Source organism: Streptomyces sp. BK340 (assembly GCF_007827595.1).
Lineage (GTDB): Bacteria > Actinomycetota > Actinomycetes > Streptomycetales > Streptomycetaceae > Streptomyces.
The window spans coordinates 31,904-47,365 of the sequence record NZ_VISR01000023.1; the positions used below are offsets into that span (position 1 = coordinate 31,904).

Sequence of the window (15,462 nt, forward strand, 5' to 3'; positions counted from 1 at the left end):
GCGGACGGCAGTGCCCCTCAGGCGGCCGTAGCCTCGTCACGTCCTCTCTGGTCGTGGTGGATCGGATTCTTCGTGCCGGTCAGGGGAACGCCCGTACCGCCACGTCCGGCGGCGACGATCTCCGCCACGATCGACAGGGCGGTCTCCTCCGGTGTACGGGCGCCGAGGTCGAGGCCGATCGGGGAGCGCAGCCGGGCCAGCTCCCGCTCACTGACACCCTCTTCCCGCAGCCGCCGGTTTCGTTCCTCGTGGGTGCGGCGCGAGCCCATCGCACCGACGAACGCCACCGGCATCGCGAGGGCCGTCTGCAACAGCGGTACGTCGAACTTCGCGTCGTGGGTGAGCACGCACAGGACGGTACGGGCGTCGGTCTCGGTGTGCCGCAGATAGCGGTGCGGCCAGTCGACGACGACCTCGTCGGCCTCGGGGAAACGGGCCCGCGTGGCGAAGACGGGGCGGGCGTCGCAGACGGTCACGTGGTAGCCGAGGAACTTGCCGGCCCGCGCCAGCGCCGAGGCGAAGTCCACCGCGCCGAAGACGATCATCCGTGGGGGCGGCACGTTCGACTCGACCAGCAGGGTGAGGCCGCCGGGACAGTGCGAGCCGTCCGCGGCGACGTCCACGGTGCCGGTGCGTCCGGCCTCCAGCAGGGCCCGGGCCTCGGCCGCCGCCGTCCGGTCCAGCTGAGCGTGGCCGCCGAGACCTCCCTCGTGCATGCCGTCGGGTCGTACCAGCACAGCCCGGCCAAGGAGTTCGGCCGGGCCGCGGACGACCCGGGCGAGGGCCGCCGGTTCACCCCGGACCGCGGCCGACAGACCCGACGCCAGGACCGTCCGGACGGGCGCCCGCCCGGCCACCGGCGTGATCAGCACGTCGATCGTCCCGCCGCAGGTCAGTCCTACGGCGAAGGCGTCCTCGTCGCTGTAGCCGAACCGTTCCGTGACGCTCTCGCCCGTCCCGAGCGACTGCCGGCACAGGTCGTAGACAGCGCCCTCCACGCACCCGCCGGAGACCGAGCCGATGACGGTGCCCCCGCTGTCGACGGCGAGGGCGGCGCCGGGACCGCGCGGTGCGCTGCCGCCCACCGCCAGCACGGTGGCCACGGCAAAGTCCCGGCCCTCCTCGACCCACCGGAACAACTCCTCCGCGATGTCAAGCACTTGGTACCCCGGCCTGGATGACGCGGTCCGGCCGGATGGGCAGGCTGCGGTGGCGTACGCCGGTCGCGTGCCAGACCGCGTTGGCGACGGCGGCCGCGGCGCCCACGACGCCGATCTCTCCGATGCCCTTGATCCCGACCGGATCCCTCGGGTCCGAGTCGTCGATCCAGTCGGCCTCGATGTCCGGTACGTCGGCGTGCGTGGCCACGTGGTAGCCCGCGAGGTCGGCTCCGACGTGGCCGCCCGAGGCGCGGTCCCGGATCGCCTCCTCGTGCAGGGCCATGGAGATGCCCCAGATCATGCCGCCCGTGAACTGGCCGCGTGCCGTGAGCGGGTTGACGATCCGGCCTGCCGCGAAGATGCCGAGCATGCGCCGCACACGCACCTCGCCGGTGGTGACGTCCACGGCCACCTCGGCGAACTGCGCCCCGAAGGAGTGGCGTTCGGCGGGGGCGAGGGCGCCGATGGCCGCGGTGGTGTCCGACCGCACCGTGATGCCCTCCGCGGGGATGCCGGTGCCCAGCGCCAGCCGGTCGCGCAGCTCGTCGGCCGCTGCCGTGACCGCCCATGCCCAGGAGCGGGTGCCCATGGACCCGCCGGCAATCATGGCCGGTCCGAAGTCGCTGTCGCCGATGCGTACCTGGACCCGCTCCGGAGGCACGCGCAGCGCGTCCGCGGCGACCAGGGTGAGTGCGGTGCGGGCACCGGTGCCGATGTCGGCCGCGGCGATCCGGACGGTGAAGCTGCCGTCCTGGTGCGCGGTCACGGCCGCCGTGGACGGCATGGCACCCGCGTGGAAAGAGGCCGCCGCGGTGCCGGTGCCCAGCAGCCAGCGACCGTCCCGGCGCAGGCCCGGACGCGGGTCCCGGTCCGCCCAGCCGAACCGGCGGGCGCCCTCGCGGAAACAGGCGGGCAGATTGCGGCCCGCGAAGGGCAGGCCGGAGACCGGACCCTTGTCGGGTTCGTTGCGCAGGCGCAGCTCGATCGGGTCGATCCCGCACTGCTCGGCGAGTTCGTCGAGCGCCGCCTCCAGCGCGAACGAACCCGGTGCCTCTCCCGGGGCACGCATCCACGTCGGGGTCGGTACGTCGAGCCGTACGACCCGGTTGGCGGTGTGGTGGGCGTCGGCGTCGTACATCACCCGGGCCACCCCGGCGCTCGGTTCGACGAACTCGTGCACGGTGGAGGTGAGGCTGACCGAGCGGTGCTCCAGTGCGCGCAGTCGTCCGTCGGCGTCGGCACCGAGCCTGACACGCTGGACGGTGGGGCTGCGGTAGCCCGCGAGCGAGAACATCTGGCGGCGGGTCAGGACCACCCGTACCGGACGCTGCAGTACGGTCGCGGCCATCACGGCGGCCACCTGGTGGGCGCGGACGCCCTTGCTGCCGAAGCCGCCGCCGACGTGTTCGGAGCGTACGTGCACCGAGGCCGGGTCGAGCGAGAAGAGGTTCGCGAGTTCGCCGACGACCCAGGTGGTGCCCTGGTTGGAGTCGACCACCTCGAGCCGGCCGCCGTCCCAGCGGACGGTCGCCGCGTGCGGTTCCATCGGGTTGTGATGCTCTTCGGGGGTGGTGTACTCGGCGTCCAGGACGACGGCCGACGCGGCGAGTTCGGCGTCGAGGTCTCCCTTCTCCGTCACTGCCGGCATATGGCCGTCCAGCGGGTAGGCGTCCGGGTGTTCGCCCGTGAAGTCGACGTCGTGGGACTCCTGTTCGTAGTGCACCACGAGTGCCTCGGCGGCCTCCCTGGCCTGCTCGGACGTCTCGGCGACGACCAGTGCCACCGGCCAGCCCAGGTGCGGAATCCGGTCGTGCTGGAAGACGGCGCAGGTCAAGTCGGGCTTCGAGCCCATCAGGCCGACATAGTCGGTCTCGACGCGCGGGGCGTTGCGGTGGTCCAGGACGGCAAGGACGCCGGGGAGTTCGAGGACGGCAGCGGTGTCGATCTCGCGGATGCGGCCGCGGGCGACCGTGGACAGCACCAGCCAGCCGTGCGCGAGGTCGGCGAAGGGGACCTCGCCCGCGTAGCGGGCCGCTCCGGTGACCTTGTCCCGGCCCTCCACGCGGGTGTGCGCGGTGCCGACGGAGGGTGCCGGCGTGGGTGTCCCGGTGGTGGCGGTGGTCATCGGGCGGCCTCCTCGGCGAGTTCGGTCAGCACGGCCACCACGAGGTTGCGCATCAGGGTCACCTTGTAGCCGTTGTGCGGCAGCGGCCGCGCGGCCGTCAGCTCGGCGTCGGCCGCCGCGGCGTAGGTGTCGGCACCGGCCGGCGCTCCGGTCAGGACCCGTTCGGCCGCGACGGCCCGCCACGGGCGGGAGGCGACCGCGCCGAGCGCCAGACGGACGTCCCGGACGACGCCGTCACGGATGTCGAGGGCGGCGGCGACCGAGCCGACGGCGAACGCGTACGAGGCGCGCTCGCGCACCTTGCGGTAGCGGGAGTTGGCGGCCGCAGGCGTGGGCGGCAGGGTGACGCCGGTGATCAGCGCGCCGGGCGGCAGGGCGGTCTCACGGTGCGGGGTGCCACCGACAGGCAGGTAGAACTCACCGAGCGGCAACCGGCCCGGCCCGTCCGCGGTTTCGTACGAGACGACGGCGTCGAAGGCGGTGAGTGCGACGGCCATGTCGGAGGGGTGTACGGCCACGCAGTGCTCGGATGCGCCGAGGATCGCGTGGTTGTGGTGTTCGCCCCCGACGGCGGGGCAACCGCTGCCGGGGACCCGCTTGTTGCAGGGCTTGGTGACATCGGTGAAGTAGCCGCAGCGGGTGCGCTGGAGCAGGTTTCCGCCGACCGTGGCCATGTTGCGGAGCTGTCCGGACGCGCCGGCCAGCACCGCCTGGGCCAGCGCCGGGTAGCGGCGCCGGACTTCGGGGTGGGCGGCCAGTTCGCCGTTGGTGACGGTGGCGCCGATGCGCAGACCGCCCTGCGGTGTCGACTCGATCTGGTCGAGCGGGAGTTCGCGGATGTCGACGAGTCGGGCGGGGCGTTCGACACCGGCCTTCATGAGGTCGACCAGGTTGGTGCCGCCGCCGAGGAAGCGCGTGTCCGGATCGGCGCCGAGCAGCGCGACGGCGCCGGCGACGTCGGAGGCTCGCTGATAACCGAACTCCCTCATGCCACAGCCTCCTTGGTCCCGGCCCCGGAGCTGATGGGCGCCGCCGAGGCCGCTCCGGTGTCCGTACCGGCCCCGGCCGCCCGGGCCACCGCCTCGACGATGGAGACGTACGCGCCACAGCGGCACAGATTGCCGCTCATCCGCTCGCGGATCTCGCCGGCGGTCAGAGGTGGTGGTCCCGCCTCGGGCCGTACGTCGTCGGTGACCGCGCTCGGCCAGCCCGCCGCGTGCTCCTGGATCATCCCGATAGCCGAACAGATCTGTCCGGGGGTGCAGTAGCCGCACTGGAAGCCGTCCAGGTCGAGGAAGGCCTGCTGCAAGGGGTGCAACTGCTCTCCGTCGGCGACGCCTTCGATGGTGGTGATCTCCCGGCCCTCGGCCGCGACGGCCAGTTGCAGGCAGGCGACGGTCCGACGCCCGTCGAGCAGGACGGTGCAGGCACCGCACTGGCCCTGGTCACAGCCCTTCTTGGTGCCGGTCAGATCGAGGCGCTCGCGCAGTGCGTCGAGCAGCGTGGTGCGGTGGTCGACGGGCAGCGTGTACTTCTCGCCGTTGATCTTCAGGGTGATGACACTGGACGTCGGTAAAGCCATGAACAACTTCTTTCGCTTTCCGGGACGGTTGTGGAGAGTGCGTCGAGCAGGCCGCTGCCGGGGGGGTGAAACCGAAGGTGCGGGATGCTTGGGCCGAAGAAGGTGGCAACTGCTGACTGCCCCAGGGCGGCGTCCACGGCTACCGTGGACACAACCGGACAGCTGTCCGCTACCCGAGGAACCTATACGGACAGCTGTCCGGTTAGCAAGGGCGGGGTTCGGCCAGAACCCCTGAGGAGGACGAGTGCCACAGAAGAGGGCCCCGCTGCGGTCCGACGCACAGCGCAACCGCGAGCGCATCCTGGAAGTGGCACTCGTCGAGCTGACGCGCAGCGCGGACACCCCGCTCAGCGTGATCGCCAAGAAGGCCGGCGTCGGGCAGGGCACGTTCTACCGGAACTTCCCGAACCGCGAGGCGCTCGTCCTCGAGATCTACCGCCACGAGATGCGGCAGGTCGCCGGCAGCGCGGCTCAGTTGCTCGACACCCGGGCGCCCGAGCAGGCCCTGCGTGCCTGGATGGACCGGCTCGCGGAGTTCGCCATGGCCAAGGCCGGCCTGGCCGACGCGATACGTCAGGCCACCAGCACACCGGGGAGCCCGGCGAAGCCGGCCCACACGCCGGTGACCGCCGCGGCGGAACTCCTGCTCCGGGCCAACGAGAAGGCGGGCACGATCCGCCCCGGAGTGACGGCGGACGACTTCTTCCTCGCCATCGCGGGTCTGTGGCAGCTCGACCCGCACGAGGACTGGCAGGCACGGGCGGCCTGGCTCCTCGACTTCGTCATGGACGGTCTGCGGACGGCGGCGCCCGGCCGGTGAAGGACGCTCAGCCTGCGGCGGTCCGGCTGAGGCGGTGTCACGCGCGGCCCTCGGCCGACATCGCTCCCTGCTCCCGCAGCCGGGCGGCGGCCGGCTGTTGACCGCCGCGGGACGCCGACCGGACCGACGACCGGGATCGCGTCCGAACGGGTGACAGCGGAACGCTTCTGCTCCGACGGCCCGCATGCGAGGTGCTCACGGGGAGCAGGGCTGCAGATGACCTTGGTCGTCCTCACGAAACGAGAACTCCGTGCGTCTTTGGAACCCCGTCGCCGCCGTCTGCGGTGCCATCGCCCTGACCGCCGTCCTGGCCACGCCCGCCCAGGCCGCCACCGGCGATTTCGGCTACCAGTTCATCGGCCTGAACGGACGGCCCCAGACGGCCGCCCTGCACGACCCGCCGAGCGGCGAGTGCGTCACCCTGCCCGAAGTCGCGGACCCGGGCGCCTCCGAGCCCGCCTTCGCCCCGCACAACAACACCGACGAGTTCGCCGTCGTCTTCACCGACTCCGACTGCACGGGCGCCTCCTGGACCCTCCGCCCCCACGGCAACCCGGCCACGGACCGCCTGAAGCTCCGCTCGGTCGTCTTCCGCAGGCCCTGACCCTCTCGACCAGGGCCCCGGAATTCGCCCCTGCGGGGCCCTGCCCATGCTTCCCGCATTGCGGCCCGCCACCGGGTGCGGATCATTGATCTCATGACGGCTCAGGCCCGGATCCCGGGACGGCATCGCCGACGGACACGGGGAGCCCCGACGGTTCCGGGGTGACCAGGAGGAACTCGACATGGCCGCGGCGAACGCCGAGGTGGAGGTACTGATCGTCGGCGGCGGCCCGGTCGGGCTCACCGCCCGCGCACTGCTGGAACGCTGGGGCGTGCGCCTGCTGCTGGTCGAGAGACACAACGAGCTGTCACCGTTCCCACGGTCCCGGCTCGTCAACGTGCGCTCGATGGAGATCTACCGCCAGCTGGGGCTCGCCGACAGGATCGCTGCCCGCGCGTTCGCACCGGAATACGGCCGCATCCGCTTCCGTGACACCCTGCACGAGCGGGACTTCGCCACGGCGGCGATGGTCGGGGTCAACGCGCCGGTTCCCGAAAGCCCCGTGATCGGCGTGGTCACCTCGCAGGATCGCCTGGAACCCGCCCTGCTCGCCGCGGCAGAGGCGGAAGTGCGGTTCGGGGTCGAACTCGTCGGCCTGACAGAAGAGGCCGAGGGCGTCGTGGCCCTGCTCTCCGACCGGCAACGCGGAGCGGAGACGCGCGTCCGCGCCCGTTACGTCCTCGCCGCCGACGGCGCGAGCTCCACCGTCCGGCCACTGCTCGGGATCGGCACCGAGGGTCCCGGAGCACTGGGCGGCTTCACCACTGTCGTGTTCGACGCCGACCTCAGCCGCTGGTGCGCGCACCGACCCGCCGGGGTCTACTTCACCCCGCACGGCTCCTTCGCCCCGCTCTACCCCGAAGGAGGCTGGGCCTGGTTCGGTGCCACACCCGAACACAGCACGGAGGCCGACTGGCCCGACGTCGTCGCACGTGCCCTCGGACCCGGAGCGGACGTGGAAGCCGAGGTGTTGCGGGTCCAGCACTGGGTGATGAACGCGTTCGTCGCCGAGCGCTTCCTGCACGGCCGGACCCTGCTGGCCGGCGACGCCGCGCACGCACTCCCCACCATCGGCGGCCTGGGCATGAACACCGGCCTCGCCGACGTGCACAACCTGTGCTGGAAACTGGCGGGCGTGCTCCGCGGCTGGGCCGAACCAGGGCTGCTGGAAACCTACGAGAGGGAACGCCACCCCGTCGCCCTCCGCACGCTCCGCCAGGCGGTGGCCAACACCGAGCTCATGGTCCACGTACAGACCAGACGCCGCGACCAGCTCGCGGCCGGCGAACCGATGTCGTCCGAGATCGAACTCCCCTGGTCGGAAAGGTACTTCGCCCAACTGGGTCTCGTGCTCGGCGTCGCCTACCGCTCCCCGGCCGTCCTCACGGGCAACAGTGCCCCGCCCGAACCGTCCGACGGAGACACGGACTACGTCCCCACCGCAGAGCCCGGCCACCGCATGCCCCACTTCTGGCTCGCACCCGGCCGCTCCACGCTCGACACCGTCGGCGAGTGGTTCACCGTGCTCACCCCGGACCCCACCCACTGGGACCGGCACACCGACGCACGATGGCCAGTGCGCATCGAACCTCTTCCGAGGGAGCACGCCGACCGCTGCGGCATCCACCCGCGGGGAGCACTCCTCGTCCGGCCCGACGGTCACATCGGCGCCCGCTGGCAGGACCGCCCGTCGACCGACGGCACCCTCCCTCGCGCGCTCGCCTCGATCACCCGCTCGGCACCCTCCTGACAGCCGGCCCTGGGACCGGGTCGGCTGCGGGGGCCGGACTCCGGCAACGACTGCGAGCGCAGGCCCGGTCATCCGGCGGGACAAGCACAACGCCGATATTCACTTGCGCACCGGCGTCACCCGGGTCAACGTCGCCTGGCACCCTGACGAAGGCAGAGAAGAATGATCACGCCGGACCACCCGGTCGACCACGAACTCATCGAGGCCGCGGCCCATGTCGCCCGCACCCGCTGCCGGGGCGACAACCACACCATGGCAGCCGCCGCCCGCGCCAAGGACGGCCGGATCATCACCGCGGTGAACGCCTACCACTTCACAGGAGGTCCCTGTGCAGAACTCGTCCTCATCGGCGCGGCAGCCGCCCAGGGGGCCTACGACCTGGAGACGATCGTCGCCGTGGGCGACCGCGAACGGGGGGTTGTCCCCCCGTGCGGCCGTTGCCGTCAGGTCCTTCTCGACTACTTCCCGGCCCTCGAGGTCATCGTCGGCGCGGGCGACCGCATCCGCAGCGTCCTCATCACCGACTTGCTGCCCGAGAGCTATGTGTGGGCCGACCACCAGCTGGACGCGGAGCAACCCGCGTCTGACGGGCCGGGTGCCGCAGGTGGATGAGGGTGAACCGCTCCCCTAACCCCAGTACCCGGCATGCACGGCTGCCGCCTCCTCGTACAGGTACGGCCCGGACACCTCCACCGTGTTCCCGCCCGACTCGAAGACTTGGCGGCACGGCAGGTCGAGCAGCGGTTCGTTGGGGTCCGCCCCCGCGAGTACGTTCAGCTCCGGGGCCGCGAGCGCGTACACCACTCGGCGGATGCCGCTCCAGTAGACGGCGCCGGAGCACATCGCGCATGGTTCGGTGCTGGTGTACATCGTGGCCTCGATGAGCTGGTCCGGCTCCAGCGTGCGCGACGCCAACCGCACCAGGTTGATCTCCGCGTGACCGGTGACGTCGCGTTCCGTCAGCACCGTGTTCTCGGCCGTGAGCAGGACGTTTCCCGCGGAGTCGGTCAGCAGCGCGCCGAACGGATGGTTTCCGTGCTTCCGCGCGCCGGCCGCGAGCTCGATCGCTGCCAGCAGGTGAGTTCGGTCCTGATCGGCCGGCTTGTTCGGTGATGACTGCATGGCACGCTCCTCAGCGGTCGGACACGGAGGCAGGTTATACGTATGACCCAAGCTCCGCCAGAGTCCTCACCTGCCCTTGGAGGACATCTAGAGACTCAGCGTTATCGCAGCGGCGACCCCGCCCAGACCGAGGGCGAACGCCGCCTCGCCCCAGCCGCCCGCGCCCCAGCGGAAGAAGCGGTCCAGGGCGAGGCGGCCCGGACCGATCGCCGCCACGGCGATGGCGACCACGGCGATGCAGACGTTGTACTCCACGCCGCCGTGCTCGTCCCACAGGCCGTTGGCGGCCGAGACGGTCGCCATGGCATTGATCATCACGCCGATCAGGGCGGCGGCCGCGAGCGGGGTGAACAGTCCGAGAGCCAGGCCGAGGCCACCGAGGCACTCGGACAGGCCGCCGATCGCGGCGAACAGCTTTCCCGGTCGGTAGCCGATGCTCGCGAACGCCCGGCCGGTCGCCGTCAGGCCGTCTCCGCCGAGGATCCCGAACAGTTTCCGCGCGCCGTGGGCGGCCATCAGCAGCCCGAAGGTCAGCCGGACCAGCAGCAGGCCCCAGTCGGCGGCGGAGGCCGTGGGTTCACCGGCGGCGTGCGCTCCTGTTCCCGCCGGGCTCGAAAGACGTCGCAAAAGGTGATTCGTATCCATGTCGATGCTCCGGTAACAACGCCGGAACGGGCGTTACCCCCAGCTCGGACGGACGCCGAGGCACCGGCCGGTGGTGAGCCCCGCGCCGCGTCGCGGGGCGTGGACCGCCTGGGCCGATCCTTCTGTTCCGATCCTTCCGCCGCGAGCGTGGTCATGCATCCGGGAGGGCGCAGGGAACGGCCCACGGGTCCCGAACGCGGTCGGGCGGTAGCCTGCTCGTGAGGGCAGCCATGGCCGATGAGGTACACATCCGGCTCCTCGGTGGTTTCGCCGTTGCGGTCGGGGACCGCCCGGTCGCCGCCGGGGCGTGGCGGCTGCGCAAGGCCCGGAGCCTGCTGAAACTGCTGTGTCTGTCACCGGGCCATCAGCTGCACCGGGAACGGCTCTACGACCTTCTGTGGCCGGACCTCGACGGGGCGTCCGCGGCGAACAATCTGCACCAGGTGCTGCATGCCGTGCGGCGCGCTCTGAACTCCACGGGAGCGCCGGGGGACGTGCTCGTCCTCCGCGACGACATGGTGGTGCTCGCCCCCGACGGCGGTGTGCGGATCGATCTCGACGCCTTCGAGCAGACGGCTCGGCGGGCCTCGGACGGCGGCGGTGCCGCGGACTACCGTGCCGCGCTGGCTCTGGCCGATGCCGGGCTGCTGCCCGAGGACCGGTACGAGCCCTGGGCGAGCGAGGCGGCCGAGGCGCTGGAGGCACGGCGGGCGGCGCTCCGGCTGGGGCTGGGCGAGACGCTCGAGCAAGATCATCAGACGGCGGAGGCCCTCGACGTGCTGCGGTCCCTGACCGCGCAGGACCCGCTGCACGAGCCCGGCCACCGGGCGCTGATGCGGGTGCTGGCCGAGGCCGGGCAACGGCGGGAGGCACTGGCCGACTTCGAGCTGCTGCGGGACACACTCCGCCAGGAGACAGGTGCCGATCCCGATCCGCAGACCCGCCGTCTCTACCGTGAGCTGCTGGCCGACTCCGTCGAGGCACGGGAGCAGCGGCCGGCGGCGCCGCGGCACCGTCTGCCGGCACCCGCGACGGCCCTCATCGGGCGGGAACGCGAGATGGCCGAGGTGGAGAAGCTGCTCGGGCGGGGAAGGCTGCTGACCCTCACCGGGGCCGGTGGGTGCGGCAAGACCCGGCTGGCGCTCGCCGTGGCGGCTCGTCGGGGCGACGACTTCCGGGAGGGGGCTTGGTTCGTGGACCTCGCCGGGCTCGCGGAACCGCACCTCGTGCCCGAGGCGGTCGCCGCCGCCCTGGGACTGCAGCTGCCGCCGTCCGACGGCGGCCGGGAAGCGCTGATCGCACAGCTCGGCGGCCGCGAGATGCTGCTGGTGCTGGACAACTGCGAGCACCTGATCGACGCGTGCGCCGCTCTCGTCTCGGAGGTCCTGGCCCGCTGCCGCGGCGTGCTGGTGCTCGCGACCAGCCGGGAGCCGCTGCGCAGCTACGGGGAACGTACCTTCCGGGTGCCTTCCCTGGGGCTGCCTGATCCCCGCCGGCTTCCGTCCGTGGCGGAACTGGGCCGGTTCGCCTCGGTACGGCTGTTCGTGGAGCGGGCCGGGGACGCGGACCCCGGTTTCCGGCTGACCCCGGGGAACGCGGAGGCCGTCGCGCAGATCTGTTTCCGGCTCGACGGCATGCCCCTGGCGCTGGAGCTCGCGGCGGCGCGGGTGCCCGTTCTGGCCCCGCGTCAGATCGCCGAACGGCTCGACGACGCACTGGCTCTCCTCGGCCGGGGCAGCCGGCGCGGCGCGACCCGCCAGGAGACGTTGCTCGCCACCCTGGAGTGGAGTCACCGGCTGCTCGACGAGGAGGAACGGCGCCTGTTCCGCCGCCTGGCGGTCTTCGCCGGCGGGTTCTCCCTCGCCGCGGCCGAGCAGGTGTGCGCGGACGGTGTGCAGGGCACTTCGGTACTGGATCTCCTCGGCCGGCTCGCCGACAAGTCCCTGGTGTGGGCGGAGCCCCGGCAGGACGAGGTCCGCTACCGGCTGCTGGAGACGATCCGGCAGTACGCCGCCGAGCGGCTGCGGGCCGCCGGGGAACCGGCCGCCACCGAGGCCCGGCATCGCCGGTTCTACCTGGAGCTGGCCGAGGCGCGGGACCGCGAGCCGCCCACCGGCATCTGCGGAGCCACCTCGCTCGAGCTGGAGGCCGACTACGGCAATCTCCGGGCCGCCCTGCGCTCCTTCCTGCGCCACGAACCGGAGGACGCGCTCCGCCTGGCCGTGGCCCTGCGCTCGTTCTGGCCCGAACGGGGACGCCTCGCCGAGGGCCGGCGCTGGCTGGAGGACGCCCTGGCCGCCGCACCGGAGCCCTCCCTTCCCCGGGCGAGGGCGCTGATGGGGCGCGCCGTGCTGGCCATCCGCCTCGGTGACGGCTCCCCGCTGGAGGACATCGGCGAGCAGATCGTAGGGATCCACCGGCTGGGGGCGGACCCGGCGGCGCTGGCGTACGCCCACCTGCAGCAGGCGATCCTGCTGTGGATGCGGGGTACTTGGGACCGCGGCCGCACCGCCCTGGACCTGGCCCGTGCCCTCGCCCGCGACGCAGGCGATCCCTCGGTGCTCGCCGCCGCCGCGCACCTGGAGGGCGTCTGTGCCGTCTACCGGGGTGAGAACGCGATCGCACGCGAGGCCTGCGCCGAGTGTCTCCGGCTGCTGGACGACGTCCAGGGCGGGAGCGGGCCGTTCTTCCCGGTGATGACACCGGGATACGTGGTCGAGGACGACGAGGCGGGGCAGGTGTCGCTGTTCTACGAGGAGACGGTGCTCGTCGGCCGTACGGTCGGCCCCGCCCGGGCGCGTGGCTACGCCCTGGCGACTCTTGCGTGGGCGAGCCGCTGTGACGGCGACACCGGCGCCGCCGTCTCGGCGGCCGAACGCAGTGCCGACTGTTTCCGCGCGCTCGACGACCCGCACGGCGAATCGCTGGCCCTCAACATCCTCGGCAACATCCACCGGAACCAGGACCGCCACGATGCGGCACGCGAACACCTCGAGGCGGCTCTCGCGGTCCGGCGCCGGCTCGGCGACCGCCGGGCCGAGGGAATCACCCTCGGTTGCCTGGGCCTGCTCCACCTGGCCGCCGGGGACACCGACCGCGCGCAGGCGACCCTGTGCGATGTCCACGCGGGCTTCGAGGAGACCGACGACATCCCGGGCACCACCAACACCCTGCTCCACCTCGGGCTCGTGGCCAGGGCCGCGGGTGACTCCGCGCGAGCCCGCACCCTGCTGACCCGCGCCCAGCACCTGGAACACGTCGCGGGGTCCACCTGCACCGCCGGCTGGGTCGCCCTCATGCTGGCGCGGCTGCTGTGGGAGGAGGGCGACCGCGAGGCGGCCGAGGCGGCAGCCGCCCGTGCCCGTGTTCTCTTCGCCGACCTGGGCGACAAGCGCGGCCCGGCCGTCCTGCGGCGCACGCTGCCCTGGTCGTCCGCCGGTCAAAGCGGCTGCTGAGTGGATGCTAAGTGGCGTTGCCTACGGTCCTGAATGTCAGCCCGACAAACACACACCAAGGAGCCGACCATGTCGATCGACACGGCAAAGGGCATCCTGGGGGACGCCACTGTCGCCGAACTGGAGGCAGGCCTGCGCGGCACTGTCGTCCGTCCCGACGACGCCGAGTACGACCGGGCCCGCGCGGTCTGGAACGCGGCACATGACAAGCATCCGGCGCTGATCGTGCGGTGCGCCGGGACCGCGGACGTGATCCGCGCCGTCGAGTTCGCCCGCAGCCAGGACCTGCTGGTCGCCGTGCGCGGGGGCTCCCACAGCATCGCCGGGTTCTCGACCTGCGACGACGGCATCGTCATCGACCTGTCGCCCATGAAGGGCGCCATCGTGGACCCGGTGCGCCGCCGGGTCGTCGCCCAGACCGGTATGACCTGGGGCGACCTCGACCACGAGACCCAGGCCTTCGGCCTGGCCGTGACCGGTGGCCTGGTCTCCTCGACCGGCATCGCGGGCTTCACGCTCGGTGGCGGCGTGGGCTGGCTGGTGCGCCGCCACGGTCTGGCCTCCGACAACGTGACGGCGGCCGAGGTCGTCACGGCGGACGGCCGTGTGGTGCGCGCGGACCAGGACGAGAACCCCGAACTGTTCTGGGCCCTGAGAGGTGGCGGCGGCAACTTCGGTGTCGTGACCTCCCTCGAGTACCAACTGCACCCCGTCGGGCCGCAGGTCCTCGGGGGCCTGATCATCTATCCGCTGGAGCAGGCCCGGCAGGTGGTCACGGGCTGGCGTGAGCTGACCGGGAACATGCCCGACGAGCTGACGACCCTGATCAACTTCACCACAGCGCCCCCGCTGCCCTTCCTGCCCCCGGAGGTCCACGGCACCCGCATCGCGGTGCTGGTCGGCATGTACGCGGGCGACCCCGCGGCCGGCGAGGCGGCCGTCGCCCCGCTGCGCACGCTGGGGACGCCCATCGTCGACCTCATGGGCCCCATGCCGTACACCGGCATGCAGACACTGCTCGACCCGCTGTGGACGGCGGGTGCGCACAACTACTTCACGTCGGCGTTCATCGAGCCGTCCGACGCCGCACTCGACGCCGTACTGCGTCACCACCTGACGACGCCCTCGCCCTCGAGCGAACTCCATCTGCACCAGCTGGGCGGTGCCTTCGCCCGTGTGCCCGCCGAGGCCACGGCCTTCAGCCAGCGTGATTCGAGCGTCCTGTGCAACGTGATCGCACGGTCCCCGGACCCGACCGACTTCGACGCGCAGATCGCCTGGGCCCGCGGCGCCCGCGAGGAGATCGCCCGCCACGGCCGCGGGACCACATACGTCAACTTCACCGGCGACGCGGCCGAGGACAAGGTGCGCGCCGCGTATCCCGGCGCGGTCCACGAGCGGCTGGTGCGGGTGAAGGACACCTTCGATCCCACGAACCTGTTCCGCCTCAACCAGAACATCCGGCCCTCCAAGGCGGCCTGATCGACCCTCTGGAGCTACTGTCCATCGCGCGCTGATCGGGCTCCGCTCCCGGTCGGCGCGTCCCAGCGCACAGCTGATGCCGCGCTGGTCGCCGCATCCTTCAGGAGGGAAACCGGCAGATGGATGCCGGGTCTGTGGGCGGTACCTGAGCGGGCCACCAGCGAGGTCAGCACAGGGAAGTCACTGCTCCGTACGCGGCTGTCGGGCATCCCCGTCAGCGGACCAGCCGCACTGGGCCGACAGGCTCGCGGACCCCGGCGTCGGCATGGCACACGACGGTCCGAGTACGACGAGACCTCTCGGTGATCATGCAGGTTCGGTGTCCTGCGTCCGCTCTCCCTCCGCCTGGGACGGCTCGGTCCTGGGGACGTCCGGGTGCTGCTCCATGGCCGCGCGCTCGGCCGGCTCGTCGCGCTCACCCTCGGCCTGGGAGGGCGTGTGCGAGTACAGCCAGGCGTCGTAGTCCGAGGCTCCGGTCTTCATGACGGGCCCCCTTTGCTCGCCTTTGTTCACTCACCTCCCATACTCCTCCGGGAGGCGCGGCAAGGCGAGAGCGGCTCCTACCCCGATTCCTCTGCGGAGGACCTCACCAGCTCCGATCCGCGGGCCGGCGGCAGCGATCCGCTCGGGTGTCCAGCATCAGCCCATCGAGCCGATCGACTGCCAGTCGTTCCACCTCCCGTGCCACCACGCGTTGTAGACGCGCCCGTCGGTGCC

At 72.1% G+C, this 15,462-nt stretch carries 13 protein-coding genes; 6 read left to right on the plus strand and 7 right to left on the minus strand.

All coding sequences use genetic code 11. The features are described 5' to 3' along the window. Positions 1-17: 17 nt before the first annotated feature. From FB157_RS32290 to FB157_RS32305, 4 genes are read right to left on the minus strand one after another with little or no spacing between them, the layout of a single operon-like run. On the minus strand, positions 18-1,160 hold the full coding sequence (locus tag FB157_RS32290; RefSeq protein WP_145884213.1) for an XdhC family protein: 1,143 nt from the start codon (positions 1,158-1,160) through the stop codon (positions 18-20). After that, complete coding sequence (locus FB157_RS32295) at positions 1,153-3,285, minus strand: xanthine dehydrogenase family protein molybdopterin-binding subunit (protein ID WP_145884214.1); 2,133 nt, start codon at positions 3,283-3,285, stop codon at positions 1,153-1,155. The genes FB157_RS32290 and FB157_RS32295 overlap by 8 nt, the downstream gene beginning before the upstream one ends. Beyond that, a complete protein-coding gene (locus FB157_RS32300; RefSeq protein ID WP_145884215.1) occupies positions 3,282-4,274 on the minus strand; it encodes a xanthine dehydrogenase family protein subunit M in 993 nt (330 codons plus the stop codon). Before FB157_RS32300 ends, FB157_RS32295 begins: the two co-directional genes overlap by 4 nt. Further along, positions 4,271-4,867, minus strand: a complete 597-nt coding sequence (locus tag FB157_RS32305) for a (2Fe-2S)-binding protein (protein WP_145884216.1) — start codon at positions 4,865-4,867, stop codon at positions 4,271-4,273. Before FB157_RS32305 ends, FB157_RS32300 begins: the two co-directional genes overlap by 4 nt. 244 nt (positions 4,868-5,111) lie before the next feature. On the opposite strand from FB157_RS32305, the gene FB157_RS32310 reads away from it, so the two are divergent. From FB157_RS32310 to FB157_RS32325, 4 genes are all read left to right on the plus strand, one after another. After that, positions 5,112-5,687: a TetR/AcrR family transcriptional regulator gene (locus FB157_RS32310; protein WP_145884217.1), complete on the plus strand. Its 576-nt coding sequence runs from the start codon at positions 5,112-5,114 to the stop codon at positions 5,685-5,687. A gap of 250 nt (positions 5,688-5,937) precedes the next feature. Next, complete coding sequence (locus tag FB157_RS32315) at positions 5,938-6,291, plus strand: hypothetical protein (protein ID WP_145884218.1); 354 nt, start codon at positions 5,938-5,940, stop codon at positions 6,289-6,291. 181 nt (positions 6,292-6,472) lie between these two features. Beyond that, a complete protein-coding gene (locus FB157_RS32320) occupies positions 6,473-8,041 on the plus strand; it encodes an FAD-dependent monooxygenase (protein WP_145884219.1) in 1,569 nt (522 codons plus the stop codon). 162 nt (positions 8,042-8,203) lie between these two features. Further along, entirely contained in the window at positions 8,204-8,653 is a 450-nt protein-coding gene (locus FB157_RS32325; protein WP_145884220.1) for a cytidine deaminase, read from the plus strand. 15 nt (positions 8,654-8,668) lie between these two features. On the opposite strand, the gene FB157_RS32330 is transcribed toward FB157_RS32325, so the two are convergent. Both FB157_RS32330 and FB157_RS32335 read right to left on the minus strand, forming a co-directional pair. Continuing rightward, positions 8,669-9,163, minus strand: a complete 495-nt coding sequence (locus FB157_RS32330) for a nucleoside deaminase (protein ID WP_145884221.1) — start codon at positions 9,161-9,163, stop codon at positions 8,669-8,671. 87 nt (positions 9,164-9,250) lie between these two features. Next, positions 9,251-9,679 (minus strand): DoxX family protein, encoded by a 429-nt coding sequence (locus tag FB157_RS32335; protein WP_261386691.1) that lies wholly within the window; start codon positions 9,677-9,679, stop codon positions 9,251-9,253. Positions 9,680-10,038: 359 nt separating this feature from the next. Between FB157_RS32335 and FB157_RS32340 the strand changes: the two genes are divergently transcribed. Together FB157_RS32340 and FB157_RS32345 are read left to right on the plus strand one after the other, a co-directional pair. Continuing rightward, on the plus strand, positions 10,039-13,263 hold the full coding sequence (locus FB157_RS32340) for a BTAD domain-containing putative transcriptional regulator (RefSeq protein WP_145884223.1): 3,225 nt from the start codon (positions 10,039-10,041) through the stop codon (positions 13,261-13,263). 69 nt (positions 13,264-13,332) lie between these two features. Next, positions 13,333-14,745 carry an FAD-binding oxidoreductase gene (locus tag FB157_RS32345; RefSeq protein WP_145884224.1) on the plus strand — a complete coding sequence of 471 codons (1,413 nt, stop codon included), beginning with the start codon at positions 13,333-13,335 and terminating at the stop codon, positions 14,743-14,745. Positions 14,746-15,051: 306 nt separating this feature from the next. Here the strand turns inward: FB157_RS32345 and FB157_RS47615 are convergent, their stop codons facing one another. Continuing rightward, positions 15,052-15,228 carry a hypothetical protein gene (locus FB157_RS47615; RefSeq protein WP_186581788.1) on the minus strand — a complete coding sequence of 59 codons (177 nt, stop codon included), beginning with the start codon at positions 15,226-15,228 and terminating at the stop codon, positions 15,052-15,054. Between the last annotated feature and the right edge of the window lie 234 nt (positions 15,229-15,462).